General features: G+C 37.2%; 22 protein-coding genes. 2 read left to right on the top strand and 20 right to left on the bottom strand.

Annotation, left to right across the window (positions count from 1 at the left end; all coding sequences use genetic code 11):
- Nucleotides 1–347: 347 nt before the first annotated feature.
- Together AC1RPX_RS00305 and AC1RPX_RS00310 are read right to left on the bottom strand one after the other, a co-directional pair.
- Nucleotides 348–941, bottom strand: coding sequence for a DUF1700 domain-containing protein (locus AC1RPX_RS00305; RefSeq protein ID WP_481760896.1), 594 nt, complete (start codon nucleotides 939–941; stop codon nucleotides 348–350).
- 2 nt (nucleotides 942–943) lie between these two features.
- The gene (locus AC1RPX_RS00310) at nucleotides 944–1,249 is read right to left on the bottom strand and encodes a PadR family transcriptional regulator (RefSeq protein WP_409021630.1); all 306 of its coding nucleotides are present in this window, start codon (nucleotides 1,247–1,249) and stop codon (nucleotides 944–946) included.
- Between the two features lie 544 nt (nucleotides 1,250–1,793).
- On the opposite strand from AC1RPX_RS00310, the gene AC1RPX_RS00315 reads away from it, so the two are divergent.
- Nucleotides 1,794–2,078 (top strand): hypothetical protein, encoded by a 285-nt coding sequence (locus tag AC1RPX_RS00315; RefSeq protein ID WP_481760897.1) that lies wholly within the window; start codon nucleotides 1,794–1,796, stop codon nucleotides 2,076–2,078.
- 75 nt (nucleotides 2,079–2,153) lie between these two features.
- On the opposite strand, the gene AC1RPX_RS00320 is transcribed toward AC1RPX_RS00315, so the two are convergent.
- From AC1RPX_RS00320 to AC1RPX_RS00330, 3 genes are all read right to left on the bottom strand, one after another.
- Complete coding sequence (locus AC1RPX_RS00320; RefSeq protein WP_481760898.1) at nucleotides 2,154–3,296, bottom strand: low temperature requirement protein A; 1,143 nt, start codon at nucleotides 3,294–3,296, stop codon at nucleotides 2,154–2,156.
- Nucleotides 3,297–3,529: 233 nt separating this feature from the next.
- Nucleotides 3,530–3,820 carry a hypothetical protein gene (locus tag AC1RPX_RS00325; RefSeq protein ID WP_481760899.1) on the bottom strand — a complete coding sequence of 97 codons (291 nt, stop codon included), beginning with the start codon at nucleotides 3,818–3,820 and terminating at the stop codon, nucleotides 3,530–3,532.
- Nucleotides 3,821–3,979: 159 nt separating this feature from the next.
- On the bottom strand, nucleotides 3,980–5,299 hold the full coding sequence (locus tag AC1RPX_RS00330) for a replication-associated recombination protein A (protein WP_481760900.1): 1,320 nt from the start codon (nucleotides 5,297–5,299) through the stop codon (nucleotides 3,980–3,982).
- A gap of 94 nt (nucleotides 5,300–5,393) precedes the next feature.
- On the opposite strand from AC1RPX_RS00330, the gene AC1RPX_RS00335 reads away from it, so the two are divergent.
- Nucleotides 5,394–6,212 carry a MerR family transcriptional regulator gene (locus tag AC1RPX_RS00335; protein WP_481760901.1) on the top strand — a complete coding sequence of 273 codons (819 nt, stop codon included), beginning with the start codon at nucleotides 5,394–5,396 and terminating at the stop codon, nucleotides 6,210–6,212.
- Between the two features lie 134 nt (nucleotides 6,213–6,346).
- Here AC1RPX_RS00335 and AC1RPX_RS00340 read toward each other — a convergent pair whose 3' ends face one another.
- The 15 genes from AC1RPX_RS00340 to helD all read right to left on the bottom strand — a co-directional run bounded on the left by AC1RPX_RS00340 (nucleotide 6,347) and on the right by helD (nucleotide 21,649).
- Nucleotides 6,347–7,297 carry a zinc-binding dehydrogenase gene (locus tag AC1RPX_RS00340; RefSeq protein WP_481760902.1) on the bottom strand — a complete coding sequence of 317 codons (951 nt, stop codon included), beginning with the start codon at nucleotides 7,295–7,297 and terminating at the stop codon, nucleotides 6,347–6,349.
- Between the two features lie 198 nt (nucleotides 7,298–7,495).
- A complete protein-coding gene (locus tag AC1RPX_RS00345) occupies nucleotides 7,496–7,846 on the bottom strand; it encodes a YisL family protein (protein WP_409021639.1) in 351 nt (116 codons plus the stop codon).
- Between the two features lie 210 nt (nucleotides 7,847–8,056).
- Complete coding sequence (locus tag AC1RPX_RS00350) at nucleotides 8,057–9,283, bottom strand: tyrosine-type recombinase/integrase (protein ID WP_481760903.1); 1,227 nt, start codon at nucleotides 9,281–9,283, stop codon at nucleotides 8,057–8,059.
- Complete coding sequence (locus AC1RPX_RS00355; protein ID WP_003599276.1) at nucleotides 9,270–9,482, bottom strand: DUF3173 domain-containing protein; 213 nt, start codon at nucleotides 9,480–9,482, stop codon at nucleotides 9,270–9,272. Before AC1RPX_RS00355 ends, AC1RPX_RS00350 begins: the two co-directional genes overlap by 14 nt.
- Entirely contained in the window at nucleotides 9,483–10,355 is an 873-nt protein-coding gene (locus AC1RPX_RS00360; RefSeq protein WP_481760904.1) for a rolling circle replication-associated protein, read from the bottom strand.
- Nucleotides 10,356–10,380: 25 nt separating this feature from the next.
- Complete coding sequence (locus AC1RPX_RS00365) at nucleotides 10,381–11,856, bottom strand: FtsK/SpoIIIE domain-containing protein (protein ID WP_481760905.1); 1,476 nt, start codon at nucleotides 11,854–11,856, stop codon at nucleotides 10,381–10,383.
- Nucleotides 11,828–12,022, bottom strand: a complete 195-nt coding sequence (locus AC1RPX_RS00370; protein WP_481760906.1) for a hypothetical protein — start codon at nucleotides 12,020–12,022, stop codon at nucleotides 11,828–11,830. The genes AC1RPX_RS00365 and AC1RPX_RS00370 overlap by 29 nt, the downstream gene beginning before the upstream one ends.
- An 8-nt stretch (nucleotides 12,023–12,030) precedes the next feature.
- Entirely contained in the window at nucleotides 12,031–12,420 is a 390-nt protein-coding gene (locus AC1RPX_RS00375; RefSeq protein ID WP_481760907.1) for a hypothetical protein, read from the bottom strand.
- A 211-nt stretch (nucleotides 12,421–12,631) separates the two neighbouring features.
- Nucleotides 12,632–13,414 carry a hypothetical protein gene (locus AC1RPX_RS00380; protein ID WP_481760908.1) on the bottom strand — a complete coding sequence of 261 codons (783 nt, stop codon included), beginning with the start codon at nucleotides 13,412–13,414 and terminating at the stop codon, nucleotides 12,632–12,634.
- Between the two features lie 15 nt (nucleotides 13,415–13,429).
- Nucleotides 13,430–14,521: a GmrSD restriction endonuclease domain-containing protein gene (locus AC1RPX_RS00385; protein ID WP_003588255.1), complete on the bottom strand. Its 1,092-nt coding sequence runs from the start codon at nucleotides 14,519–14,521 to the stop codon at nucleotides 13,430–13,432.
- Nucleotides 14,511–15,473: an adenine-specific methyltransferase EcoRI family protein gene (locus tag AC1RPX_RS00390; RefSeq protein ID WP_481760909.1), complete on the bottom strand. Its 963-nt coding sequence runs from the start codon at nucleotides 15,471–15,473 to the stop codon at nucleotides 14,511–14,513. The genes AC1RPX_RS00385 and AC1RPX_RS00390 overlap by 11 nt, the downstream gene beginning before the upstream one ends.
- A 17-nt stretch (nucleotides 15,474–15,490) precedes the next feature.
- The gene (locus AC1RPX_RS00395) at nucleotides 15,491–16,402 is read right to left on the bottom strand and encodes an abortive infection family protein (RefSeq protein WP_481760910.1); all 912 of its coding nucleotides are present in this window, start codon (nucleotides 16,400–16,402) and stop codon (nucleotides 15,491–15,493) included.
- 297 nt (nucleotides 16,403–16,699) lie between these two features.
- Nucleotides 16,700–18,241, bottom strand: a complete 1,542-nt coding sequence (guaA, locus tag AC1RPX_RS00400; protein ID WP_481761138.1) for a glutamine-hydrolyzing GMP synthase — start codon at nucleotides 18,239–18,241, stop codon at nucleotides 16,700–16,702.
- A gap of 133 nt (nucleotides 18,242–18,374) precedes the next feature.
- On the bottom strand, nucleotides 18,375–19,295 hold the full coding sequence (coaA, locus tag AC1RPX_RS00405) for a type I pantothenate kinase (protein ID WP_481760911.1): 921 nt from the start codon (nucleotides 19,293–19,295) through the stop codon (nucleotides 18,375–18,377).
- 62 nt (nucleotides 19,296–19,357) lie between these two features.
- Nucleotides 19,358–21,649: an RNA polymerase recycling motor HelD gene (helD, locus tag AC1RPX_RS00410; protein WP_481760912.1), complete on the bottom strand. Its 2,292-nt coding sequence runs from the start codon at nucleotides 21,647–21,649 to the stop codon at nucleotides 19,358–19,360.
- Nucleotides 21,650–21,651 lie beyond the last annotated feature (2 nt).

Consider the following 21,651-nt stretch of genomic DNA (forward strand, 5'->3'; position numbering starts at 1 on the left):
TGCCGCCCCCGGCACAAATTAATTGTAACATCACAACAATCTTATGTAAACGTTTACGGCTTGCACTATTTAATCGTCTTTCCAAAAAAATAAAAGGGCATCGAAATCCTATTAAAAATGGATTTTAATGCCCTTTTATACTACCGTAATTCTAACTTACCACATTTATTAAATCAGACGTGGTCATTTAGAAATAAAACGTTCGGAACCAACTATGTTCACCCTCATATTTAAATACTGACAAATCAAAACCTGATAATGCGTAACTAGTAAACATGACTATAGCGCCAAACCAGATCAGAAATAAACTAATTTTCAACCAATTACGTCTTATATATTCAATCATTTTAAGCGACCTCCTTCAATTGTCTTCTGAATAAACGAATTAACCAGCGTGTCAGACTAATCGAATATTTAATTAAATATTTCGTTGAATACCAGGTCATTGCGATGAATAAAATACCAACACCTACAATTACAAAACTTACCCCAAATTGCATCAATCCAACGTTAAAACCTTGATTAAACATATCAAATGGCGATAGTCCTAAACTAATCACGCCACTGATAATAAATGAGGTAGCGATTACGCCTGCAATCATTGGTACTAACCATATTAAAAAATAAACTGTGGCAATTAGAATAGCAGCCGTCAGCAATAGCGGTCCCCATACAGGTGCTCCTAGGATAAGTAAAATGACAATCAAAACGATTATTGGTGTCGATAACTTTTTTTGTATTTTTGGTCGGTCATTTTGAATCAAACGTATCGCAATTTGACTTGGATTTTCTAAACTTAGAATAATATCTGTCACAGATTCGCCCGCTTCTAAACGGTCATCAATCATCTCGTCATAATAATCAAGTGTATTATCAATGTCTGCCGCTTGATAATGTTTAAGTTCTTCTTCTAGCTCTACAATAAATTTTCTCTTACTCATCGTTACACTCCCTTTATGTAATCGTAAACGTTTATTACCTGTTGCCAATCATCTAAAAATTCTTGAATATCTACTAATCCCGCCTCAGTTATGTGATAATATTTTCGCAATCGACCATTGTGTTCAACACTGTAACTCTCAATAGCGCCTTGTTTTTCTAGTCGTTTCAAAATGGGATAAAGAGTTGAATCTGAAAGTTCAATCACGCTTGAGGTGTCTTTAATAATTTGGTAACCATAAGAATCTGATGTCCTCAGCGTCGCTAACACGCAAAATTCTAATAACCCTTTTTTCATCTGTATATTCATCAACTCACTCCTTTCAAAATCAATACTATACGTTACATAGTATAATGTCAAACGATATATTATTTTATCCAAAAAAATCGACAATGTCAGTAAGACAACATTGTCGATTAAGTGGATTATTAATAATAGCTTTACTCTGTAGAACTGCCAAAAAGTTCATTGTAAGGCTATTTATTTTTTGCTTTAAAGTATTGTACAATTGGTCTCAATAAGAATATGCCTAACAGATAAATCCTAACATCATAAAAAATCGAACTGACTAAACTATCTTTAATAAAGAATGACAAGATTATTAAACATAAAGATAGGCTACCAAGAACAGAAAGGGTTTCATTCATATAATCTTTATATTTTTTCATTTTCATATCCTAACTAAAGCTATTATTTTTTTCAAATTGATAATAACACCTCGTTTTATCTTTGTCTATTTTAAACGATCTTATCAATTTAACCAGTAAGAAGACAGATAAGATTACATCAAATTAATTTTGTAGTATATTAAAATAAATATTAATTCATATCATTATGAAGGGTGGTCCTATCAATGAAAAAAATATTTAAAACTGATAACAATCAAGTGAAGTGGCTAATGAGAATCGGTATCGCACTCTGTATATTGGGCCCATGGATTGCCTTTTTAAATGGAATTGTCGGCTTATCTTTAGCTGGTTTAGGACTTTCTGCTGTTACAGATTCTATTCTCAACTTACCCTTCTTTCAGAAAAATTTTTTTTACTGCTTATTATCAATCCTTTTAATGCTATTGGTTGCTATCATCATTCTCATTTATATCCTTCTAATCATACTGCTACTAAATATACAATTTTAATCATAAACACTGTAAAAATGATTCTTCAATTAAAAAACTAGCTGATAAACCCAAATTAGGTTTATCAGCTAGTTTTCAGTTTTTAATGTCATAACTTTGATTCTGTTTCGTTCGTTTAATCATATAGTGTACATACATTGCAGAGTTCGCAATGGTCACTAATACCGTTATACTCACAATTTCTGGAAAATTGTTAAATATTAAGCTTAATATTACACCCACTATAGTTGTCGTTGTAAAGAATCCAATGACCACATTACCCAATCGTAAGTATTTTTTATTATACGGACTGGTTAAGAATAACCCTAAATAAAATAACGATATACCTAAATATAGACATAGTACTGAAAAGTTTTTAGGTATTTCGATTTCACTAATAAAACCTAACGAAATAGTGACTAAACTTAAGCCAAACAAGACAAAGTAATGAATATAAATTAATCGAATACCTGTTTCACCCGAACGATTTTCATCAATATAATGATCCATTTGAGTAATATAGGTCATAAAAAGTGCACCGATAATCATGAATATTAAAATTGAATAAAAATTAAATGTTTTAACGGTGAAATACGAGGCAATACCGAGAATACTTTCTCCAAATGTAATAATTGTTAATAGTGTTAGACGCTCTAATATATGTGGAAAATTAAGTGGGTGGAGTTTCAAAACTGAACCACCAAGAGCTGGTAATATCCAACTCACTGCAATACCCAGCAAGAATACCGCAATGCCTATGTTTAGTGGCAAAAAGGAGCCAATAAATACGAGTAATGTTCTTGTTGCAACAATCAACATCATTAGTTTAGCAATTTTTTTATCATCCTTTTTAGCAGCTGTCAGGTATACCGTGCCATATTGAACAACTAATACTGTGGATAATAGCCCTGTTGCAATTGCAAATGGTTGGAACCAATTATGGATATCCCCCTCAAAAGCATTGGACATATAAAGTAAAATTGCCATATCAATCATAAAAAGAATAATATCAGTCATCGAGTTTTTTCTATATCGATTAATAAAAACACTCTTAATCATCCATGTGTTAATAAAAACGACCATTACCACTGAAAAGATAATAAATGCACTAATCATACTTGATGTGCTTACTTGAAAATGATGAAGTAAATCCGTAGCTTGTGAAATTGCGTATGCAAAGACTAAATCATAAAATAATTCAGGTAATTCAACTTTCTTTTTTCTGACTTGTTCTACCATTTTAATTCCCTCGTTTTTTTAAAATTAATGAGTTAGATTACTCTACAAATCGTTTAAATACTACTAAAGACATTTTATTATAGCACCTTTTTCCAATTTATCTGAACTATATGAATAGCTAAATAAAAGAACCATCTGGATAAGCACTTTTAGAGAAGCAACTATCTAGATGGCCCTTTATTAATTTTGTAGATACAATTAATAAACGATTATATTTTAAAAGAATCTCTTAATTAATAAGAATCTTTGCCGTTCCTATAAATATCATTACCATCATAGATCTTATCGTTCACTTTAAAATGATTATCCACTTTAATGACAATGTCATTCCCAATCCAATAATTTTTTGGCGTCAATTTTAAAAATCCAAGTTTATTCTTTGCTCCCGATTTGAAACTTTCCATCTCACTTTTATTTATCTCACTCCGTACATACTTAGTCACGCCATCTTGAAATTTAATCACTAAAAATAAATTTGGTAACATGCCGACTTCGTTTATGCTAGGTATCCCATTGTTAGCCATTAGTATGCCTCCTCTTTACTAATCGTTTTTCTCGTATCCACTTTCGTTGTAAGACGCTTAAGTAATACATTCAACCTATATAAAAAAACAAAGTACTGATTACTCAGTACTTTGTCTACGTCTGAAGTATTCTCATCTCAAAAATACTTTCTATTTATTCTATCCATTTATTTGGTGCCATGCTTTTATTTGGGCTAAACGCTCTTTAAAACGTCGTTCCTTACCTTCGCTGGTTGGTTTATAATATCGATGTCCTGCTACGGAAGGTGGCATGGTACTCATAGTCGTTAACTTATCTTTGGCATAATGAGCTAATTCGTACCCTTTACCGTACCCTAGATCTTTCATTAATTTGGTAGGCGCATTACGTATTTGTAATGGTACGGGATCATTGGCCGTGGTTTTAACATCTTTAGCTGCAGCTAATCTTGCCTTATAAACGGCATTTGATTTAGGTGCCAGAGACAAGTAGGTTACTGCTTCCACTAAGTGAACATCACATTCAGGCATACCAATGAATTGGCATGCCTGAAAAACATTAATTGTCACATTGAGTGCATTCGTATCTGCTAACCCGATATCTTCACTTGCAAATCGAACAAGTCGCCGTGCTATATATATCGGGTCTTCTCCGCCTTCTAGCATTCGGGACAGCCAATAAATAGCAGCATCGACATCACTATTACGCATCGATTTGTGCAAAGCTGAAATTATATTATAGTGTTCTTCCCCATTTTTATCATAACGGACAAATCTTTTATTAATCAATTGGCTTAAATTATCCATCGTCACCGTAACGATATTATCAGCTTTTTCACCATTCAGAACTGCCATTTCCAAGGTATTTAATGCCATTCTGGCATCACCATCTGCAAAATTAGCAATCGCTTGAATTTCATCAGAACTAATGTGGATTGTTTGTTCTTCAAATCCGTCCGGGTTGCTGAGCGCGTTTTCGATTAATACAACAATATCTGCCTGTTTAAGCGCATGCAGTACAAATACTTTACACCGGGATAATAACGCTGAATTCACTTCAAAAGACGGATTTTCAGTTGTAGCACCGATTAAAGTAATACTACCTCTTTCAACATAAGGCAAAAATGCATCTTGTTGTGCTTTATTAAAGCGATGTATTTCATCGACGAAAACAATGGTTTTTTGACCAATTTCACAATCTAACTCCGCTTGTTTCATAATTTTTTTTATCTTACTAATACTACTATCAACTGCACTAAAGCTTAAAAAATTAGATTCAGTTTTACTTGCTATAATTTCGGCTAAAGTTGTTTTACCAACACCAGGTGGACCCCAAAAAATCATTGAAGGAACTTGATCACTTTCAATAATTTCTCGTAATATTTTGTTAGGGCCAAGTAGATTCTGTTGACCAACAAATTCTTCTAATTTTCGTGGTCGAACTCGACTGGCTAATGGTGAATTTTGAGGTTGATTAGAGAAAAGAGATTCCTGTTTCATTGATCAAACCACCTTTCTTTTAAGTCTGAATTTTTTCATGTTATACTTAATCATACACTGTACCGTTACGTTACAGACAATAAAGGAGCCTTATATGTTAAAAATAAGTGAGATGGCCAAATTAGCTAACACAACTCGCCGTACATTAATCTTTTATGACCAAGAAAATATTTTTAAACCTGCCCAAAAAAACGAATCTGGTTATCGTTATTATGATTATGACCAATTATACGATTTGCTATTTATACTTGGTTTACGTAGTTTAGATATTTCAGTAGCTGATATCAAGGAAATTAAAATCCATTCAAAAGGCGTACCAACACCTCAATTACTGAATGCTCAAGGTAAAATTGATAAAAAGATTGACGAATTAGTTAAAATTAAAAATGTTATCAACAAAAAAATTGAAGAACAATCTGTTACTAAGGACACTACCCTATATCAGCCCAAGATAGAAAACCGAATGAAAACAATTTTTTGGTGTTCTCGTCAATCCGTAGGTTGTACTGAGGAAGAAGTCGCTCAATTATTTTCAGAATTCTATAAACAATTAGACGCATTAGCTGTTATGGATACAACACAATCTGGATTTTTTACAACATTGGCTGTTGATAATCCAATCGGTTACGCTGAAGCGTCTTTTAGAGTTATCAAAGAAAAACTTACAGATGATCATGACGTTTTTATCCCAATCATGGAAAAACATGCAGGTAATTACGCATGTATTTTAGTGGAAAACAATGAAGCTGGTATCCATCAAGGATTAACTAAACTAAAATCATTCTGTCAAAAAAATAAGTTAAAAACCGCAGACTATTTATGGCAGCTTAATTCTGGCGACACCCTTATTAAAACTGGTTCCTCAAAATACGGCTGGCTTGAGTTTGCCATTTTGAATGAAAAGATTGAATAGACAAGAAAAAAAATTAGGCAACCTTCCTCCGGTTTAATACCGAAGACAAGTTACCTAAAGATGTGAAGTGAACCCAAATATTGGAAACTTAGAAACTACTTTTTTAGATTAGTTAAATAATTCAATCTGACACTCTAGTCGTTAGTAACAATAACCTGTCCGATTGGACGGTCTTTTTCCATCAAATAGCGATGAGCGTCTTGAATATCATCTAGTTTAAAAACTTTAGAAATCGGAAAGTGAAACTGTTTTTCATTAATAATATTAAACAACTCATTAACCATAGAACTATCAACATTAGATGAATCAAAAACTGTCGCGTACTTATTCGCCAAGTTGATGAACGGGTCAAAGTCTTTCCATAACCATTCCCCACTCAATTGACCAACTAACGTGTAAAACCCTCCTGTTTTAAGATGTGCTAAGGAATCCTCTACAGTTGTAGTACCTACCACGTCAATTATCACATCAAATTTGTTACTTGTTTCAATATGATTATCTTGATCTAATATGACTTCATTAGCTCCTAAAGTATATAGCAACTCTTTACGGTTGTTTTGCCTTGTTGTACTAGATACAGAAAGTCCAAATCCCTTTCCTAACAATAACGCAGCCATTCCAACTCCAGTAGTTCCACCACGAATTAATAAAGATTGACCTTCCTTAAATCGTGTTGCTTTTAAAGCCCCAAAAGCAGTATAGAAAGTTTCAGGATAACTGGCTAACTCTATCCAAGTTCCATTGAATGTTACAGGATAAATGATATTATCAGGAACTAAAGCATATTCTTGATAACTACCATCAAATTCACGCCCAAGGCCACCCATAAAAATTACGACCTTTTGTCCTTTTTCTAAGTTACTTTCCTGTGAAGGCTCATAGACCTCACCAACAGCTTCAACACCTATTACTCTCGGAAATTTAACTGAAGGTGATCCACCTTCTCTAGTTAGCACCTCATAACGGTGTACTGGAAAAGCATGAATCTTTATAACTGTTTTATTTTGAGTTGGATTTGGAATTGAGCGTTCGACAATTTCCAGTACTTCTGGGCCACCTGATTTTTTTACAACAACTGATTTCATAATAATTAACCCCCATTAAGTATTTTTTATACATTTACAATATACATAAATATATACTATCTTGTTACGTCACAGTCAAGTTAGAGTGCTCAGCAAATAGAATTATATCGATTAAATGCATTTTATTTAAATTGTTTAAAATAAAAACACCGCATAATACTTAGATTTTCGCCTAAATATTATGTAGTATTTTATTGTCTAAATAAAAGGTCTTCCACCTGCGAGCATTAATCCTAAAACACCCACACATAGGCAACAGATGCCTACCGCGTAGATGATACTTTTATTTAATTGCTTTTTATTTTTTCGTGCAAAGGTCATTTCAGTTAGTCCAATAAATATTAAGGCAACAACTAATTTAATGGCCGTTAAAATTGGATTTCCTTGCCATGCGTACCCTAGCAACATAATACCACTAGCAATTGAAATCAAATATCCCAGTCTCGTAATCATTTGATAAATTTTTGTATTAGTATTTGTAAAAATTGTGAGCGCCACTAGAACCGCTATCACAACCCAAGTAATCAAATGTATCCATAACCAAATCATAGTTAATCTCCTTTTATATCAATCTTACTGTTAGCTTATCATTATCCATCATTAAATCAAGGATTCAAAATTATTTAAACGATTGTGATTACTTTCATGCAAAAAAAATAATCCTTATACTAAAGGATTATCATTTTTAAGCTTATTCCCATTCAATTATAACGGTCGATTACAATCGTTGTTACAACGGCATTTATGCCAGTTTATTATTCATTGGCGGAGCTGCGGCGGAGCAACAGTCTGATTACCATTAAACTTCACCTTAGATTCCTTTGGTGCTGCATAGGTTATATGACCTGACATCATCTGTGCTAGTTCCTTATCTGCACCAACATACATGTGCGCATAGTGCCTTAACGTAATTTCCGGGGATGAGTGCCCCAGCCGTTTAGACAGAACAAGCACTGATACATTGAACTCATTAATCAAGTAACTAGCATGACTATGCCGAAGTCCTTTCCCTTGTATCGGGTGAACATTGGCCAACTTGGCGTACCGATGGATTATCCGCATGAGCGTTGATTTCAGCATCGGGCTTCCGTCATAGCTAAAGACAAAATCATCCTGCTTACCAAAACCATTCTGAGTTTGACGTTTTTTCCAAACACGGAGCACCTTCAAAGTATCCCGATCTATGGAGATAGTTCTCAAACCGCTATCAGTTTTAGTGTAGTCATGCCGTTCCCAATTTTGTTTGGTCTTGATTACCAGCATGTGAGTAACGCGTAATTGTGCATGCGTGAAGTCCACGTCCGCCCATTGTAGCGCCATCCCCTCATTAACACGAACACCCGTCATAAAGTAAACATACAGCATGACAAAGTTCAGGTGTTCGTAGTAGTCGCTAGTACAAATCTGGTTTAGTACAGCTTGAAACTCACTCTTAGTCCAATACGGCACCGTAGCACGTCCCTTAGGTATCGCCTTAACACGCTTTGACACATTACTAGGTAAGTAATTCATCTCAACCGCAAAATCCAGCGATTTACGAAACATACCAAAGACCAAACTTGCATAGCTCTGTGAGTAACCAGCATCTGTAAGCAGCCAGTTCCTAAAGCCCTGAACCTGCCTAACATCTAGCTTTCGTAATTCTATATCTCCAAATTTTTGTACGAAGACGTTTAATGAAGTCTTACGCGTTTCAAACGTTTCTTTTTGTACGCTAGCTTGGTATGCAGGAATATACGATTTTCGCATGTACACGCCATAGGTTAACGCATAGACGGTATGGCCGCTCTCGCGATCAAATTCTGCTTTCAGTCGTACAACTTCCCTGTGCGCAGCAGTCGCTGACTTGAACAACTGGCCATCCGCGTCTTTTTGACTCTTTTTCCGGATTCTTTTTCCGGTACTTTCATCCACCCCCAACTGTATATCATAGTAGTAGCGGCCATTTTGGCCACTGTATACACCAGCGAACTTAGTCTTTGGCATCGTCTGCATCCTTTCGAATGGATGCTCCAATAATTGCCTCAACCGCTGCAACCGGTACCCGACCTAGGCGCCGATTGGTATAAAACTCATATCCTTGTTGTACCATGCTCCGCTTTGCTTGTCTAATTAATTCAGCAGCAGTATTCTCACGATAACCAAGCGATATCAGGTCTTTCTTCGTAACCGTGTTGTTTTCCATTCAAGGGCCTCCTCCATTCCCAAAATCGACCGTATTTTTTAGTTTCCAGACGGTCTTTATATCGTTGTCCTGCGCTAACTTGCCATCGCTCGTAATATCAATCTGGTAAATTGCTACATCTGTTTCCAGCGCACTATCTGGGCTGTCCAAGTGCCCAACAACAAAATTCGGTCTAAAAATTGCGAAATAACTTTCATCTAGATCCCAGTAATCCACAGTCGGCTGCTTTAGTCCATGGCTCACAAAGTACCGTGGTTGATGATATGCGTGCGGTATTTGTAGAAGTTCTTTAGTTATATATTTGGTAATATAGTTAGCTGCCTTACGCTTGTCGGCAATATGGCTTACCGTACTAAAACCCTTTTCCCAGCTATCTGCATTGTATATCTGCAATCCCTTTTTCTTAATTAGCCGCTGACTCTTGGGGTAACGTGCAGGCGTTAAAGGTGGGGCAAGTCCGCCAGTAACGCCATGAAAATGAATTCTACCCGATGAAGGATGAAGTTCAGGAATAAATAGGTAGTCAAACCTACCGAACTTTTCGCGCTGATACTTCAACCAAGCACGCAGCCGCCTTCGTGCATACTCATAGTTCTTTGCATTCACCTTCGAGTCATCAAACGTAAGCGTCCAAAACAAATTGAACGAATTTGCCTCTAGATAGTATTTCACCTTTCTCTTAATCCTAAATGCCTGCTGCACGAGTTGGGTTTCATCACTATATGACACATTTATAGGCATATTCGACTCTGGATTTTTCAATAATTTTGGAGATTTGTGAACCCTTGGCACGCCATATTTCACAATTTCGATATGATCTTCAAATGTAATAACTTTGGCGTTGTACTCATACTCACCGCTATTCTTGCTCATTTTTTCAGCTTATCTTGCCTGTATGTCAAGTAACAGGCAAGTCCTCGCTGGCAGTCGCAGCTTGTGGCGTTCCGCCACCGCCACGCCTACCAGCAAGCATTGTAAGTGTTGCTTTAAACGGCAGTTTATCTTCATCATATTTTGGCGGTAAAAATGCTTTTGGCCCATCCCAATTCAAACCATCCAGCCAAATGACACCACCAAATTCTTTTGCATCAATTAACGGTAAATCATGGTGACTCTCTCCAAACACCTCCTGAGCTTGCTGAGGCGACGTTCTACCTAAGCTGATCCGCATCCCTAGCGAACTCCTGGCCTCTGTTGGGAGCGCAGACGCAGGCATCATTTGCCCCGCTACAATAACCGAGATAGAACTCTGCCGTCCCTTTGTAATCAAGGACAACAGTTTGGCGTTGAATTGGGGATATAGTTTGTCGGCTGTTTTCCTCTGCTGATCCTCAGCCTTCATGTTTGCAACCAGCGACAGTAGCTCATCGACAACAAGGAGAATCGTACCCTGATGAAATTTTTCGCAATGCGTAATATCCCGCTCATCATCGGGATCTGCATTTAGCTCCTTGTATCGCTGATCCATGATTTTGCACAATTCGTCAACGAGCTGAATTGCCTCTTCCGTATTCATGGCAACCTTACCAATACGCTTCATCGACTGACCCAAGAACGCTGCCTTACCATCGATCGTATACACGACATTATCGGGATTATTTACCAAGAAGGATATAATCAGGCCCTTTAGCAAACTAGTTTTCCCCGTTCCTGTTGGACCGACTATCAACCCCATCGGCTGTTTAGATGTTAGCGACATTCTGCCAGTCAATTGAATATTGATCTTTTCGCTTGTCTGCAACGCGTCCAAACGGTTGATTGTAATTCGCTCATCCTTATTGTGAGTTAGGTTAATTTCGATAATGCCGTTTCCAGACTTCTTATCACGAATTTCCCAGTAAGCTGTCGTCTCCTTGGTGAGGAATGCAACCAGGCGGCGTCCAATATCCGCTTCGAAATCCGAGCTGACACGGCCACCCGTTAGTAGCGTGATCTTAACTTCATCATTCGAGACCACATATCCCCATCTTACGTATGCGACATGGCCAGTCACGCCTTGCTTAATCAAATTAACGTTTTCCGAAAATTGCCAAAGCAAACGTTCCATCTTCCAACGTTCAACTGGCGAATATCTACTGTGGAGATATCTCCAAGCCCCAGCAAGAGACACAACTACTCCAAGTAGTCCAAGCATCAGGATAATTGGCCATAGATCTAATTCCGATTTTTGGCCAATTATTTTAGCCCACGTCCACTTAGCGCAGCTCCAGAGAATGATTAGCACTGTAACACATGCCCAGACCTTAAACAATAATCTTGACCGTACCTGCTTGCGTTGATCAACCTCATCAATGGATTCATAGATGCTCAGCTTCGCAGTATGCGTAGAGACTGGCAAAAATCTGCTAATTGTTTCCCTTGCGTTTTTTATCATTCAAGAACTCCTCTTCAAAGTCTCCTACTTGCTGGCCGGTAAAAATTCTGTACGCAGCTGCAATCAAAGACTCAATTCTTTTAACATCGAATGCGTCACGGTTCGTGAGACAATATTGAGCTTCATTCAAGTACGCCCAAACAGATAGCTTCTTTTTTTCACTCATACCTACGCCTACTTCCCATCGCTAATATTCATAACAAGCTTCACGTCACGCCAGCCACTAGTACGCCCCGCGCTCCACTTAAGCATTACCTTGGCGTCTTTCAATTCAATCTCTGTGCCCAAAAGTTCTGCCTCAGAAATTTCCAGCAGATCCTTCTCATCCCCAACAAGTTCCAGTGCATACGTCTTTAAGTCCTCTACCCCGTCGCCAGATTTCTCCAATGTTTTGGCAAGTTCAGCATCTACTATGTGGCATACTACCTTTGCGACCGATCCGTTGATTGGATCACCGTTATCTGCGTAGCGCGGACTTTTTGATACCGATACCACGCGAGCTGCTTTTGGCTTCTCAACGTTGCTAATTTCAACTTCTGAAAGTTTGACCTTGGCTAGTTTCATGCATTTCTCCTTTTCTGGATAAACATCCAACACAGTTTTAATAGACTAACTTTTATCAAAGGCCTTTGATTGACTACATCTTATCTTCAATTACGCCCAATATATATATCAGGCTTCGCCAATGTCTTGACACCCGAAAAACCGGGTATTGACGTATCGGAAAAGATGTGTATCAAAAAAGGCGAAGTTTTTAAAACTTCGCCCTAAGTGACTATTTTGATATTTGTTGGAGAAACCGATTCATTATCAGCGGTGTTACCCGATAATCAACAAATCTTTTTAATGGTTCACCAAGTTGCTTAAGTTCGAGAACCTCACCTAACCCTTCTCTCGAGACACCGCCAGAATCAATCTTATCTATTAGTGGGATTCCTGCGGCAATGCTTTCGTTATCAGCACTACTTTCGAAGTCAATTACTGTCGCTATTTTCGTTTCTTGATTCCGAACTCTTGTGAATTTGTCCCACTCATTCAGCAAGTCGCTTTTTATTCCTTCATATATTTGTTGAATCGTATTGTTCGGAATCCTAAGAGGCTGTGTCTGCTTTATATCATTAATAAGGCTACCTAGTCGGTTATTTTGGAATTGCGCTTCATTACACACTGACTCAAATACATTAGGCAGATAGTTTCTAATTTCATAATTAGACCCCCAAATGCACTCATACACATCCTTAAAATTCAAGGTATCTACAAATCGTAGATAGTACTTGGAAGAAGGCACTAGATAAGGATTCTGACGCGTATCCAATCGGGGAATAGGTGCGGTTATGGAGTCAACCATCGAATAACTTACTTCGTGTTGGTAACTTGGAGCCTCATTATACTCTTTTGCATTCTTGAACCCAGCAGTTTGATATTTGGATACGCCCTGCTCCTTCATACGCCGCTTGAGTCTTTCTGAAAACACCCTGTAGATAAACCAGACCGTATCTCCATATTCGCCGAATGCTTTTTCCCTCGCGGCTACAGTGCTCATATCTATTCGTACCATATTAGCTCCTTGGCATTATACTCCGGATTTTTTTCGATTGTCGTCTTTGCACAGCATTTGCAAATTGGAGAGTACTGTATGCCCACCTTGAGACCAAGGAGTAATATGATCGCCCTCCATCTCGTCGTACTCAAAATGCTTGCCGCATACCGGACAGATTCCATTCTGTTTTGCGTATGCTGCTCGCTTGTCCTTAGGCTTAAATGCCCGAATTGATAATACGCGCTCTGGCCCGCCAAGCACGTACTCAAATATCCCCTTCTGCTTGGTAACATCCTCGTCCTCTATCAGCTCGCTAACTCTAGCTTCGAGCGTAGCCGGATTATACGTATTCTCATGATAAGTATCGTATAGAAACCCCCATTCAATCCCCTTCATCAGCTTACGATAGTTAGGAAAAATAGAGGTTGTCCAATTAATTACGTTTTGAAAGTATAGCCACAGTTCGATTGCCGTTTCATCGTGCTGGTGCTGCGCCATGTACTCCTCAAGCTCAATATCCTGTTTCGACGAGATCCACTTGAGTGTGGTTTCCAAAAAGTCTTGTCGAATAGCAGAACCATTTAAATAGTCGCCGCCAATCTGATATGCGGGACACTGTGATTTCGAAAAGTACTTCTTGGCATCTGTCAACCATGGCCCCGTATAGATTGCATTTCTAAGTTCTTGTGCAGTAAGCTGTTCCCCAACAGTATTGATCACTTTGAACCAATCCAATTTTTCTCGATCTGTACCAGTACAAATATAAACCGTCAGAGGATAGTCCAATATTTGCTGCTGTTCTTCCTGTGTGAGCGTGTGAAAGTACTGGAAATTGATGGAGTAATCACCCTGTACAAATTGACATATTGAGATTGTTCGCTGCTGTCCATCTAAAATTTCATAGTGTCCATCTTCTGCAACAACCCAATACATAACATTCAGTGGGAACCCCTTGCGGACGGTATTAATAACTTCATCACGTTGCTTAGGTTTGTAGACGAATTCACGCTGAAAGGCCGGACGAATATTTAATTTTCCGTCATATCCATATACACCATCTTCATCGGAATCTACATATCCGTTTACGATTTGGCTTACTGGAATATCCTTTTTCTCAATTTGCATGCGTTTGGCCTCCCTTGTTGCGAATTAACACTCTCTTGTACATTGATTTAACGGTGCCATCTTTTTTAGTCAACAAAAGCCCTGAACTTTTTACATCAACAATTTCAAACTGATCTGGATTGTACCGCGTCATGTAAGTAATTGGCACACCAATGACACCAAAGTAGTCACAAGGAATATCCGCAACACGGGATACCTCAATGGCATCATAGTTATCATATTTTGGATATATCTCTGGAGAATAGTTCTTGAAGATTGTCAGCTTTTCGTGACGTTGTGTCGTATCTAAGTTGGTATACCAGCAAATGTTTCCCATTCTCCGCCATTTTTGTCCATTTTCATCAATCTTGAAATCCGTTTTCTTCGCCTCATAGCTTTCAGGTACCTTAAACCAAAAGTGTCCAGAATTGTACCCTAGCCAAATTTCGTTGGCCATAATTAAAGGCAGTACCTCTTTATAGGTAATTGCGTTGAGATTACCAATCACTAGGAATGTTTTGTGAAAAGCTCTTAACTGTGCGATGTAATCAGTAAATAGACTGAAAGGGGGATTGGTTACGACAATATCGGCTTCTTTAAGTAACTGAATTGCTTCCGGACTTCGAAAATCGCCATCTCCAGTTAGTGGTGTTTCAACGTAATCCGGTAAAAATGCAAGTTGTCCAATCTTGTCATCTTGTCTAATTATTTCCAATTTATAACTGGGTTTGTCGGATTCATAGTGCGTAGATATTAGTTTTTTTAGGCCTAACATGTAAAAGTTAATCTGAAAGTATTTCCAGAAATTACTGATGGCTGGATCATCACAATTACAAAACACAACCTTATCCTTGAAATACTCACGATAATGGCGTAGCTCGTTTTCAATCATTGAAATATTAGTATAAAACTCATCTGTTTTTCCAGCACGTGATACATGAAGGTTACTGTTTGTTTGCTTTTTCACGTTCATTACTCCAATTTATTATTTTATCTCTGTACATGTCTGTCATTGACTCTGAGATAGTAGGTAGCCAGACTAACAGACGTATTGAGTAGTAGTTCCGCCTCTGCTGCCTGAATTTTTACTCGTTCATTGCTAGCATGTGCATCGCCATCTTTATTGCGCATTTCTGCGATTAAATCGGTGATTCCATTTAAGTGACTAATCATTTTCGTAATACGTGGATTCCACTCCCGAGAAGGTCTCATTCCCAATGTTTTAACCACCAAATTACGATATTGACCAATATCGCCATTACGCTTACACTTTACGTCGTTATCGGACAATATTTGAAGAAACACCTCTTCGATAAGTGTTCTAGCCTTTGTAACTACGCTGTCAAAATCATTATCCTGCAAGTCATCTTGTCCCTGCGCCAACAACTCTGAAATGTATCCTGAATTGATCCTCTTGATCGGCACGAGGACTTTTACATTCTCATCTGCTGCGATAATTTCCCACGAATTACCACTAGATACGAGTTTTAAGTTGCTGTAGAGAAGAATGGCGTTTATCTCTCTGATTACGCGCTGCTTAATTGCGTCTGCTACAATCAGGATGTCCTTAGATTCATCACCAGTAAGGCCTTCCAGAATAAAGTTATCAATTTCCTTCAGTTGCGAAAACTGACTTCCAGAAAGATACTCATTAATCACCGGTCGCAACTGTGCTGGTGAAAATAGAAACGATAATAAAGAAGCCGTTCGATCATTTGCATGAGTTGCACTGATTATCGAACTCATTCGGCGTAATCTGTTTGAACCTTCTGGATTTGGAGAACCAAATCTGGATCCCAGAGCGTCAAGATCTGCATTTGTTCGGTAAGTTATCCACGGTCGGTCAATCAAGAAAGTTGTAATATCTGTGTTTTCCAGTAATTCAAAATTTTCTGACTCCAATGCCTTTCCCCCCACAGTATTAATAACTTATTTAATTATATATCCTAAGCCCATAAATACCAAGCACTCTACTGTGTATTCTCGCAAGTTCATTTTTCCGCCAGACTAAAAAAGGCCACCAGAACCAAGTAAGTTCTAGCAGTCTTAAATGAGTTTTCGATTGATTGTCCACCATAATTAGGCGGAGTTTCGGCGGAGCACCATATTTTTTTGGCGGAGTTGGCGGAGTTTGAGCTGCCTTGAGCAAATCCAAAATGCCTCTGTATCACTCTTTCTAGCTCAAATTGGCCTACATCGCTATTCCCATTCGATTGTTGAAGGCGGCTTGCTCGTAATATCATACACGATGCGGTTAACATGTGCGACTTCGTTTACAATACGGACTGAGATTTTTTGTAAGACATCCCAAGGGATTCTAGCAAAATCAGCAGTCATACCATCAATTGAAGTAACACCACGGATACCAACTGTGTAGTCATAAGTACGTCCATCGCCCATCACACCAACACTTCTAATGCCCGGTAAGACAGTAAAGTATTGCCAGATTTCACGATCAAGACCAGCATTTTTAATTTCTTCACGTAAAATTAAATCACTATCTCTAACGATTGTTAATTTTTCTTCAGTAATTTCACCAAGAACACGAATTCCAAGACCAGGGCCTGGGAATGGTTGACGCCATACTAATTCTTCACTCATACCCATTTTTTCGCCAAGTTCACGAACTTCATCTTTGAATAATGTTCGCAATGGTTCGATTAAGCTAAATTGCATATCATCAGGAAGGCCACCAACATTATGATGAGATTTAATTGTTTGGGCAGTATCTGTCCCAGATTCAATCACATCAGTGTAAAGTGTTCCTTGAGCCAAGAAGTCAATTCCTTTTAACTTAGTAGCTTCATCATCAAAGACACGGATGAATTCATTACCAATTGTTTTACGTTTCGTTTCAGGATCAGAAATTCCTTCTAATTTACCTAAGAAACGTTCTTGAGCATCAACTTTAATGATATTCAAGCCAAATTTACCGCCAAGCATTTCCATAACTTGATCAGCTTCATTTTTACGAAGTAAACCATGATCAACGAAAATACTTGTTAGTTGGTTACCAATTGCTTTGTGCAATAAAACACCAACAACTGAAGAATCAACCCCACCTGATAAACCAAGAAGGACTTTTTTATCACCAACAGTTTCGCGGATTTTAGCAATTTGTAAATCAATAAAATCAGCCATTGACCAGTTACTTTCAGCTTCACAAACATCAAATGCGAAACGACGTAAAATGTCATCCCCAAATTCAGTGTTGCGAACTTCAGTATGGAATTGAAGGCCATAGAATTTCTTATCAAGATTTTGCATTGCAGAAATAGGACAGTTAACAGAAGTTGCAACTGATGTAAAACCATCAGGAACTTCTGTTACTAAGTCACCATGACTCATCCAAACTGTTTGTTCAGCTGGTAATCCTTTGAATAAAGTTCCTTCTGGATTAGTAACCTCAATTTCAGCCTTACCATATTCTTTGTTATCTGCACTTTCAACTTTACCACCTGGCATTGTATATGCCATTAGTTGCATACCGTAACAGATACCTAAGATAGGAATACCTAATTCAAAGATTTCAGGATCTACTCTGAGTGCATCTTCATCATAAACACTATTTGGGCCACCAGAAAAAATGATACCTTTAGGGGCAATCTCTTTTATTTCGGCTGCACTAATCTTGTGTGATAACAATTCAGAATAAATTCCGAATTCACGTACACGACGAGTAATTAATTGATTATATTGACTACCAAAATCAAGAACGATAATTTTGTCGAAATCTTGCATGCTAACGTTGGCCAAAAATAGTCACCTCTTCATATTTTTTAGTTTCTTATTACGTCTATTCTACTGATTGAAACCCACTTGGTCAATCGTTTGATTTAATTTTCATGAAAATCTGTGAAAATATCTCTATTTTCTAATATTTGCGTAAATAAACGGTATTAATTCGATGCTCATCTGTCTTCTCTAAAATAAGATCAGCACGATTTCTGGTTGGTAAAATGAACTCTTGTAAGTTCTTTAAATTCACGGTTTTCCAGACATTACGTGCCAACTTAAATGCTTCATCGTGGTTACCAATCGCATAATCATAATAGTAATTTCCAGGTTTCTGAAAAGAGGTGTTCAAAAGAACACCAAAACGTTCCAAATACCATTTTTCAATTAAGTCAGCATCAGCATCAACATAAATTGAATAATCAAAGAAATCACTAACATACAATTGTTGGTTACTTGGTAATTGTAAAACATTAATCCCTTCAACAATCAAAATATCTGGTTGATTAATTGTTTGTACCATTCCAGGTACAATATCATAACTATCATGTGAATATACTGGTGCTTCAGTTTTCAGACCACTTTTCACGTCGTTTAAAAATAGAATTAGTTTTTCCATGTCATAACTTTCTGGAAAACCTTTACGGTCCAAGATATTCTGGTGAATTAGTGTTTCATTAGGATATAAAAAGCCATCCGTTGTAATTGCTTGAACCTTTTTTGTTGGGTATAACGCTGTGAGTAATAATTGCAACAAACGTGCCGTTGTACTTTTACCCACTGCAACACTACCCGTAATTCCAATCACAAAAGGCCATTTTTGATCTTTAATTCCTAGAAAATCTGCTTTTTTTGATTGCAAATCTTGCTTACCCAACAATGTCATATTTAATAAATGAACCAATGGCATGTAAATTTCCTGCACATCTTGAACTGATATCTTATCATTAACAGATTGAATTTCATTCAATTTTTGTTGTGACAAATCAATCTGTTTCGTTTTATAAAAGCCACGCCATTCATCCCTTGGAATTTTATAATAATTCATTTGTTTATCCATTTTAACAATCCTCTAATAAAAATGACCTATCAGTTTCCGCAATAGGTCATTTCTTCCATAGCTTATTTTAAACTATATAAACTTTTTGAAACATGGTCAAATAATGGTGATAATTCTTTTTCAGCATAAACAGTTAGTCGATGCATTGCTCTTGAACAAATCGTATAAACTAATTGACGCTCGTCTTCTTCATGATAGTTAATCTTTGAAGCGCCCCACATAACAACCGCATCAAATTCCAAACCTTTAGCTAGGAAAGCTGGCACAATAATCGTTCCATCGGCCAAACGTTGATTTTCCGTTTTAATCAATGTAACTGGCACGCCCTCGGCTTGTAATTGTTCATACAATTCTGTACATTCAGCTAATGATTTAGCGATGATTGCCGTTGTTAGATGATCATCCACATTTTGTTGTACTTGTTTTTCTAAATCGTGAACTAATTTATCAGAATTATTATCCACAGTCATTGTGGGTAAGTCACCTTGTCGGTTAAATGACGTCACTGATTCACCATTTATCAACACTTCTTTTGTGAAATCTGTGATTTGTTGTGTTGAACGATATGATTTCGTCAATTGCACGACTTTGGTTTTATCAGCTGGGAATAAATGTCCCAATTCTGATAGTAAACTCTTACTATTTTCTTTTGTGAAAATAGCCTGGTTTAAATCACCAAGCAGTGTAAACTTAGCTCTTGGGAACCCTTCCTTCAAGAAAGCTAATTGAAATGCCGTGTAGTCTTGAATTTCATCAATAAAGACGTAACGGACATCTGTTTCACCATGCTTACCCGTCATACGATCAAATAAGTATAAGTATGGCGTAACGTCATGCATCGATATTTGACGATTTTTTAAACGTGACACAACTTCAGCCACATCTGCTTGCCATTCTTCTACAGTAACATTATAGTCACTCAAATTAAGATACTTAGGCACATTGTGTAAAAAGTTCACATATTGTGAACTGATATTTAAGAATCGATTGCGCACAATTGCTCTGTGCACACTTGTAAATTGGCGCATAACTAAAGTACGCGTTAAGAAACGCATTTCTTTATCACCGCTTGCAAATTCGCGGTCTTGGTCTCCATACAAATCATTCAATTGTTCTTTAGACATATCTTGAATTGCTTTTTCAACCCATTCTAACTTAGCCTCAGCTTCAATTCGACGATTCAATAATTTAACTAATGATTCACGTGTTGCTTCTAATCTTGTCCGTAAATGATAATTTTCATTATATTTATAGTAGATACCTTTTATTTTATCTTTTGAAATAAAGACTTCATTATTGAATTTAATATCTCTGAACTTCATGTCTGCTTGTTCCAAATGTTCTGAATAAGCAGTTGAGGCATTAAAGAATGCCAAACTATTTTTCAGAACTTGAATACGTTTTTTAGCAGGCGCATTGTCTTCTTCAAAGCGTTCTTGTAACGTTTCAACTTGCATATTTGGTAAACGTCTTGATGCATATTGGAAATAAGTCATTTGAACCATATTTTGTTCACCAAGTTCTGGCAACACTTGATCAATATAATCATTAAATAATTGATTAGGTGAGAATAAAACAACTTGACTAGCTGTTAAATTACCGCGGTAACGGTACAGCAAGTAAGCCACACGTTGTAATACAGCTGAGGTTTTACCCGAACCAGCTGCACCTTGAACAAATAATAATTCAGCTTTTACATCTCGAATAATTTGATTTTGTTCCTTCTGAATCGTCGTTACGATACTCTTCATCTTTGTATCAGCAGAATCATTCAAGACGTCTAATAACATCTGATCACCAACAGCTTCATCAGTATCAAATATCGTTTCAATTTGGCCATCTTCAATTACGAATTGACGTTTCAATGAAACATCTACTGTTTGATCACCATCAGGAGTTTGGTAAGTGACATCACCTAGTCCGCCATCGTAATAAACACTCGATATGGGTGCACGCCAATCATAAACCATAAAGTGTTCAGGTCGATCAGCAAAAGAGCCCAAGCCAATATAGATTGTTTCTTTTTTATTAGTTCCTTCTTGAATGTTTAAACGTGCAAAATAAGGTTTCTTTTCTAATTTCTTTAAAATGTCTAAACGAGAAGTTGCGTTTTTCCAACTCGTTTCACGTTCAGCTAATAACTGTTGTTGCTGACGAACAGACATTGCTGTATCAATCATTCCAGTGTATGTTGTCGTATTGATATGAACATCACTTGTAAATTCGCCATTAATCGATCGTGCTTCACTTTCAGCGTACTTTATTTCATTTTGACGTTTAACTTCAGCATCTTTTATTTTAACAATAACATCATCAAGATGTGCTTGTTCTTCGATTTTAATTTCATCAGCCATTT

It is taken from the genome of Dellaglioa sp. CoH-56-MRSF-14 (genome assembly GCF_056782115.1).

Coding starts and splice junctions, on each gene's coding strand:
- AC1RPX_RS00305 (WP_481760896.1), bottom strand. CDS start 941: ATGAGTAAGAGAAAATTTATTGTAGAGCTAGAAGAAGAACTTAAACAT.
- AC1RPX_RS00310 (WP_409021630.1), bottom strand. CDS start 1,249: ATGAATATACAGATGAAAAAAGGGTTATTAGAATTTTGCGTGTTAGCG.
- AC1RPX_RS00315 (WP_481760897.1), top strand. CDS start 1,794: ATGAAAAAAATATTTAAAACTGATAACAATCAAGTGAAGTGGCTAATG.
- AC1RPX_RS00320 (WP_481760898.1), bottom strand. CDS start 3,296: ATGGTAGAACAAGTCAGAAAAAAGAAAGTTGAATTACCTGAATTATTT.
- AC1RPX_RS00325 (WP_481760899.1), bottom strand. CDS start 3,820: ATGGCTAACAATGGGATACCTAGCATAAACGAAGTCGGCATGTTACCA.
- AC1RPX_RS00330 (WP_481760900.1), bottom strand. CDS start 5,299: ATGAAACAGGAATCTCTTTTCTCTAATCAACCTCAAAATTCACCATTA.
- AC1RPX_RS00335 (WP_481760901.1), top strand. CDS start 5,394: ATGTTAAAAATAAGTGAGATGGCCAAATTAGCTAACACAACTCGCCGT.
- AC1RPX_RS00340 (WP_481760902.1), bottom strand. CDS start 7,297: ATGAAATCAGTTGTTGTAAAAAAATCAGGTGGCCCAGAAGTACTGGAA.
- AC1RPX_RS00345 (WP_409021639.1), bottom strand. CDS start 7,846: ATGATTTGGTTATGGATACATTTGATTACTTGGGTTGTGATAGCGGTT.
- AC1RPX_RS00350 (WP_481760903.1), bottom strand. CDS start 9,283: ATGCCAAAGACTAAGTTCGCTGGTGTATACAGTGGCCAAAATGGCCGC.
- AC1RPX_RS00355 (WP_003599276.1), bottom strand. CDS start 9,482: ATGGAAAACAACACGGTTACGAAGAAAGACCTGATATCGCTTGGTTAT.
- AC1RPX_RS00360 (WP_481760904.1), bottom strand. CDS start 10,355: ATGAGCAAGAATAGCGGTGAGTATGAGTACAACGCCAAAGTTATTACA.
- AC1RPX_RS00365 (WP_481760905.1), bottom strand. CDS start 11,856: ATGATAAAAAACGCAAGGGAAACAATTAGCAGATTTTTGCCAGTCTCT.
- AC1RPX_RS00370 (WP_481760906.1), bottom strand. CDS start 12,022: ATGAGTGAAAAAAAGAAGCTATCTGTTTGGGCGTACTTGAATGAAGCT.
- AC1RPX_RS00375 (WP_481760907.1), bottom strand. CDS start 12,420: ATGAAACTAGCCAAGGTCAAACTTTCAGAAGTTGAAATTAGCAACGTT.
- AC1RPX_RS00380 (WP_481760908.1), bottom strand. CDS start 13,414: ATGGTACGAATAGATATGAGCACTGTAGCCGCGAGGGAAAAAGCATTC.
- AC1RPX_RS00385 (WP_003588255.1), bottom strand. CDS start 14,521: ATGCAAATTGAGAAAAAGGATATTCCAGTAAGCCAAATCGTAAACGGA.
- AC1RPX_RS00390 (WP_481760909.1), bottom strand. CDS start 15,473: ATGAACGTGAAAAAGCAAACAAACAGTAACCTTCATGTATCACGTGCT.
- guaA (WP_481761138.1), bottom strand. CDS start 18,241: ATGCAAGATTTCGACAAAATTATCGTTCTTGATTTTGGTAGTCAATAT.
- coaA (WP_481760911.1), bottom strand. CDS start 19,295: ATGGATAAACAAATGAATTATTATAAAATTCCAAGGGATGAATGGCGT.
- helD (WP_481760912.1), bottom strand. CDS start 21,649: ATGGCTGATGAAATTAAAATCGAAGAACAAGCACATCTTGATGATGTT.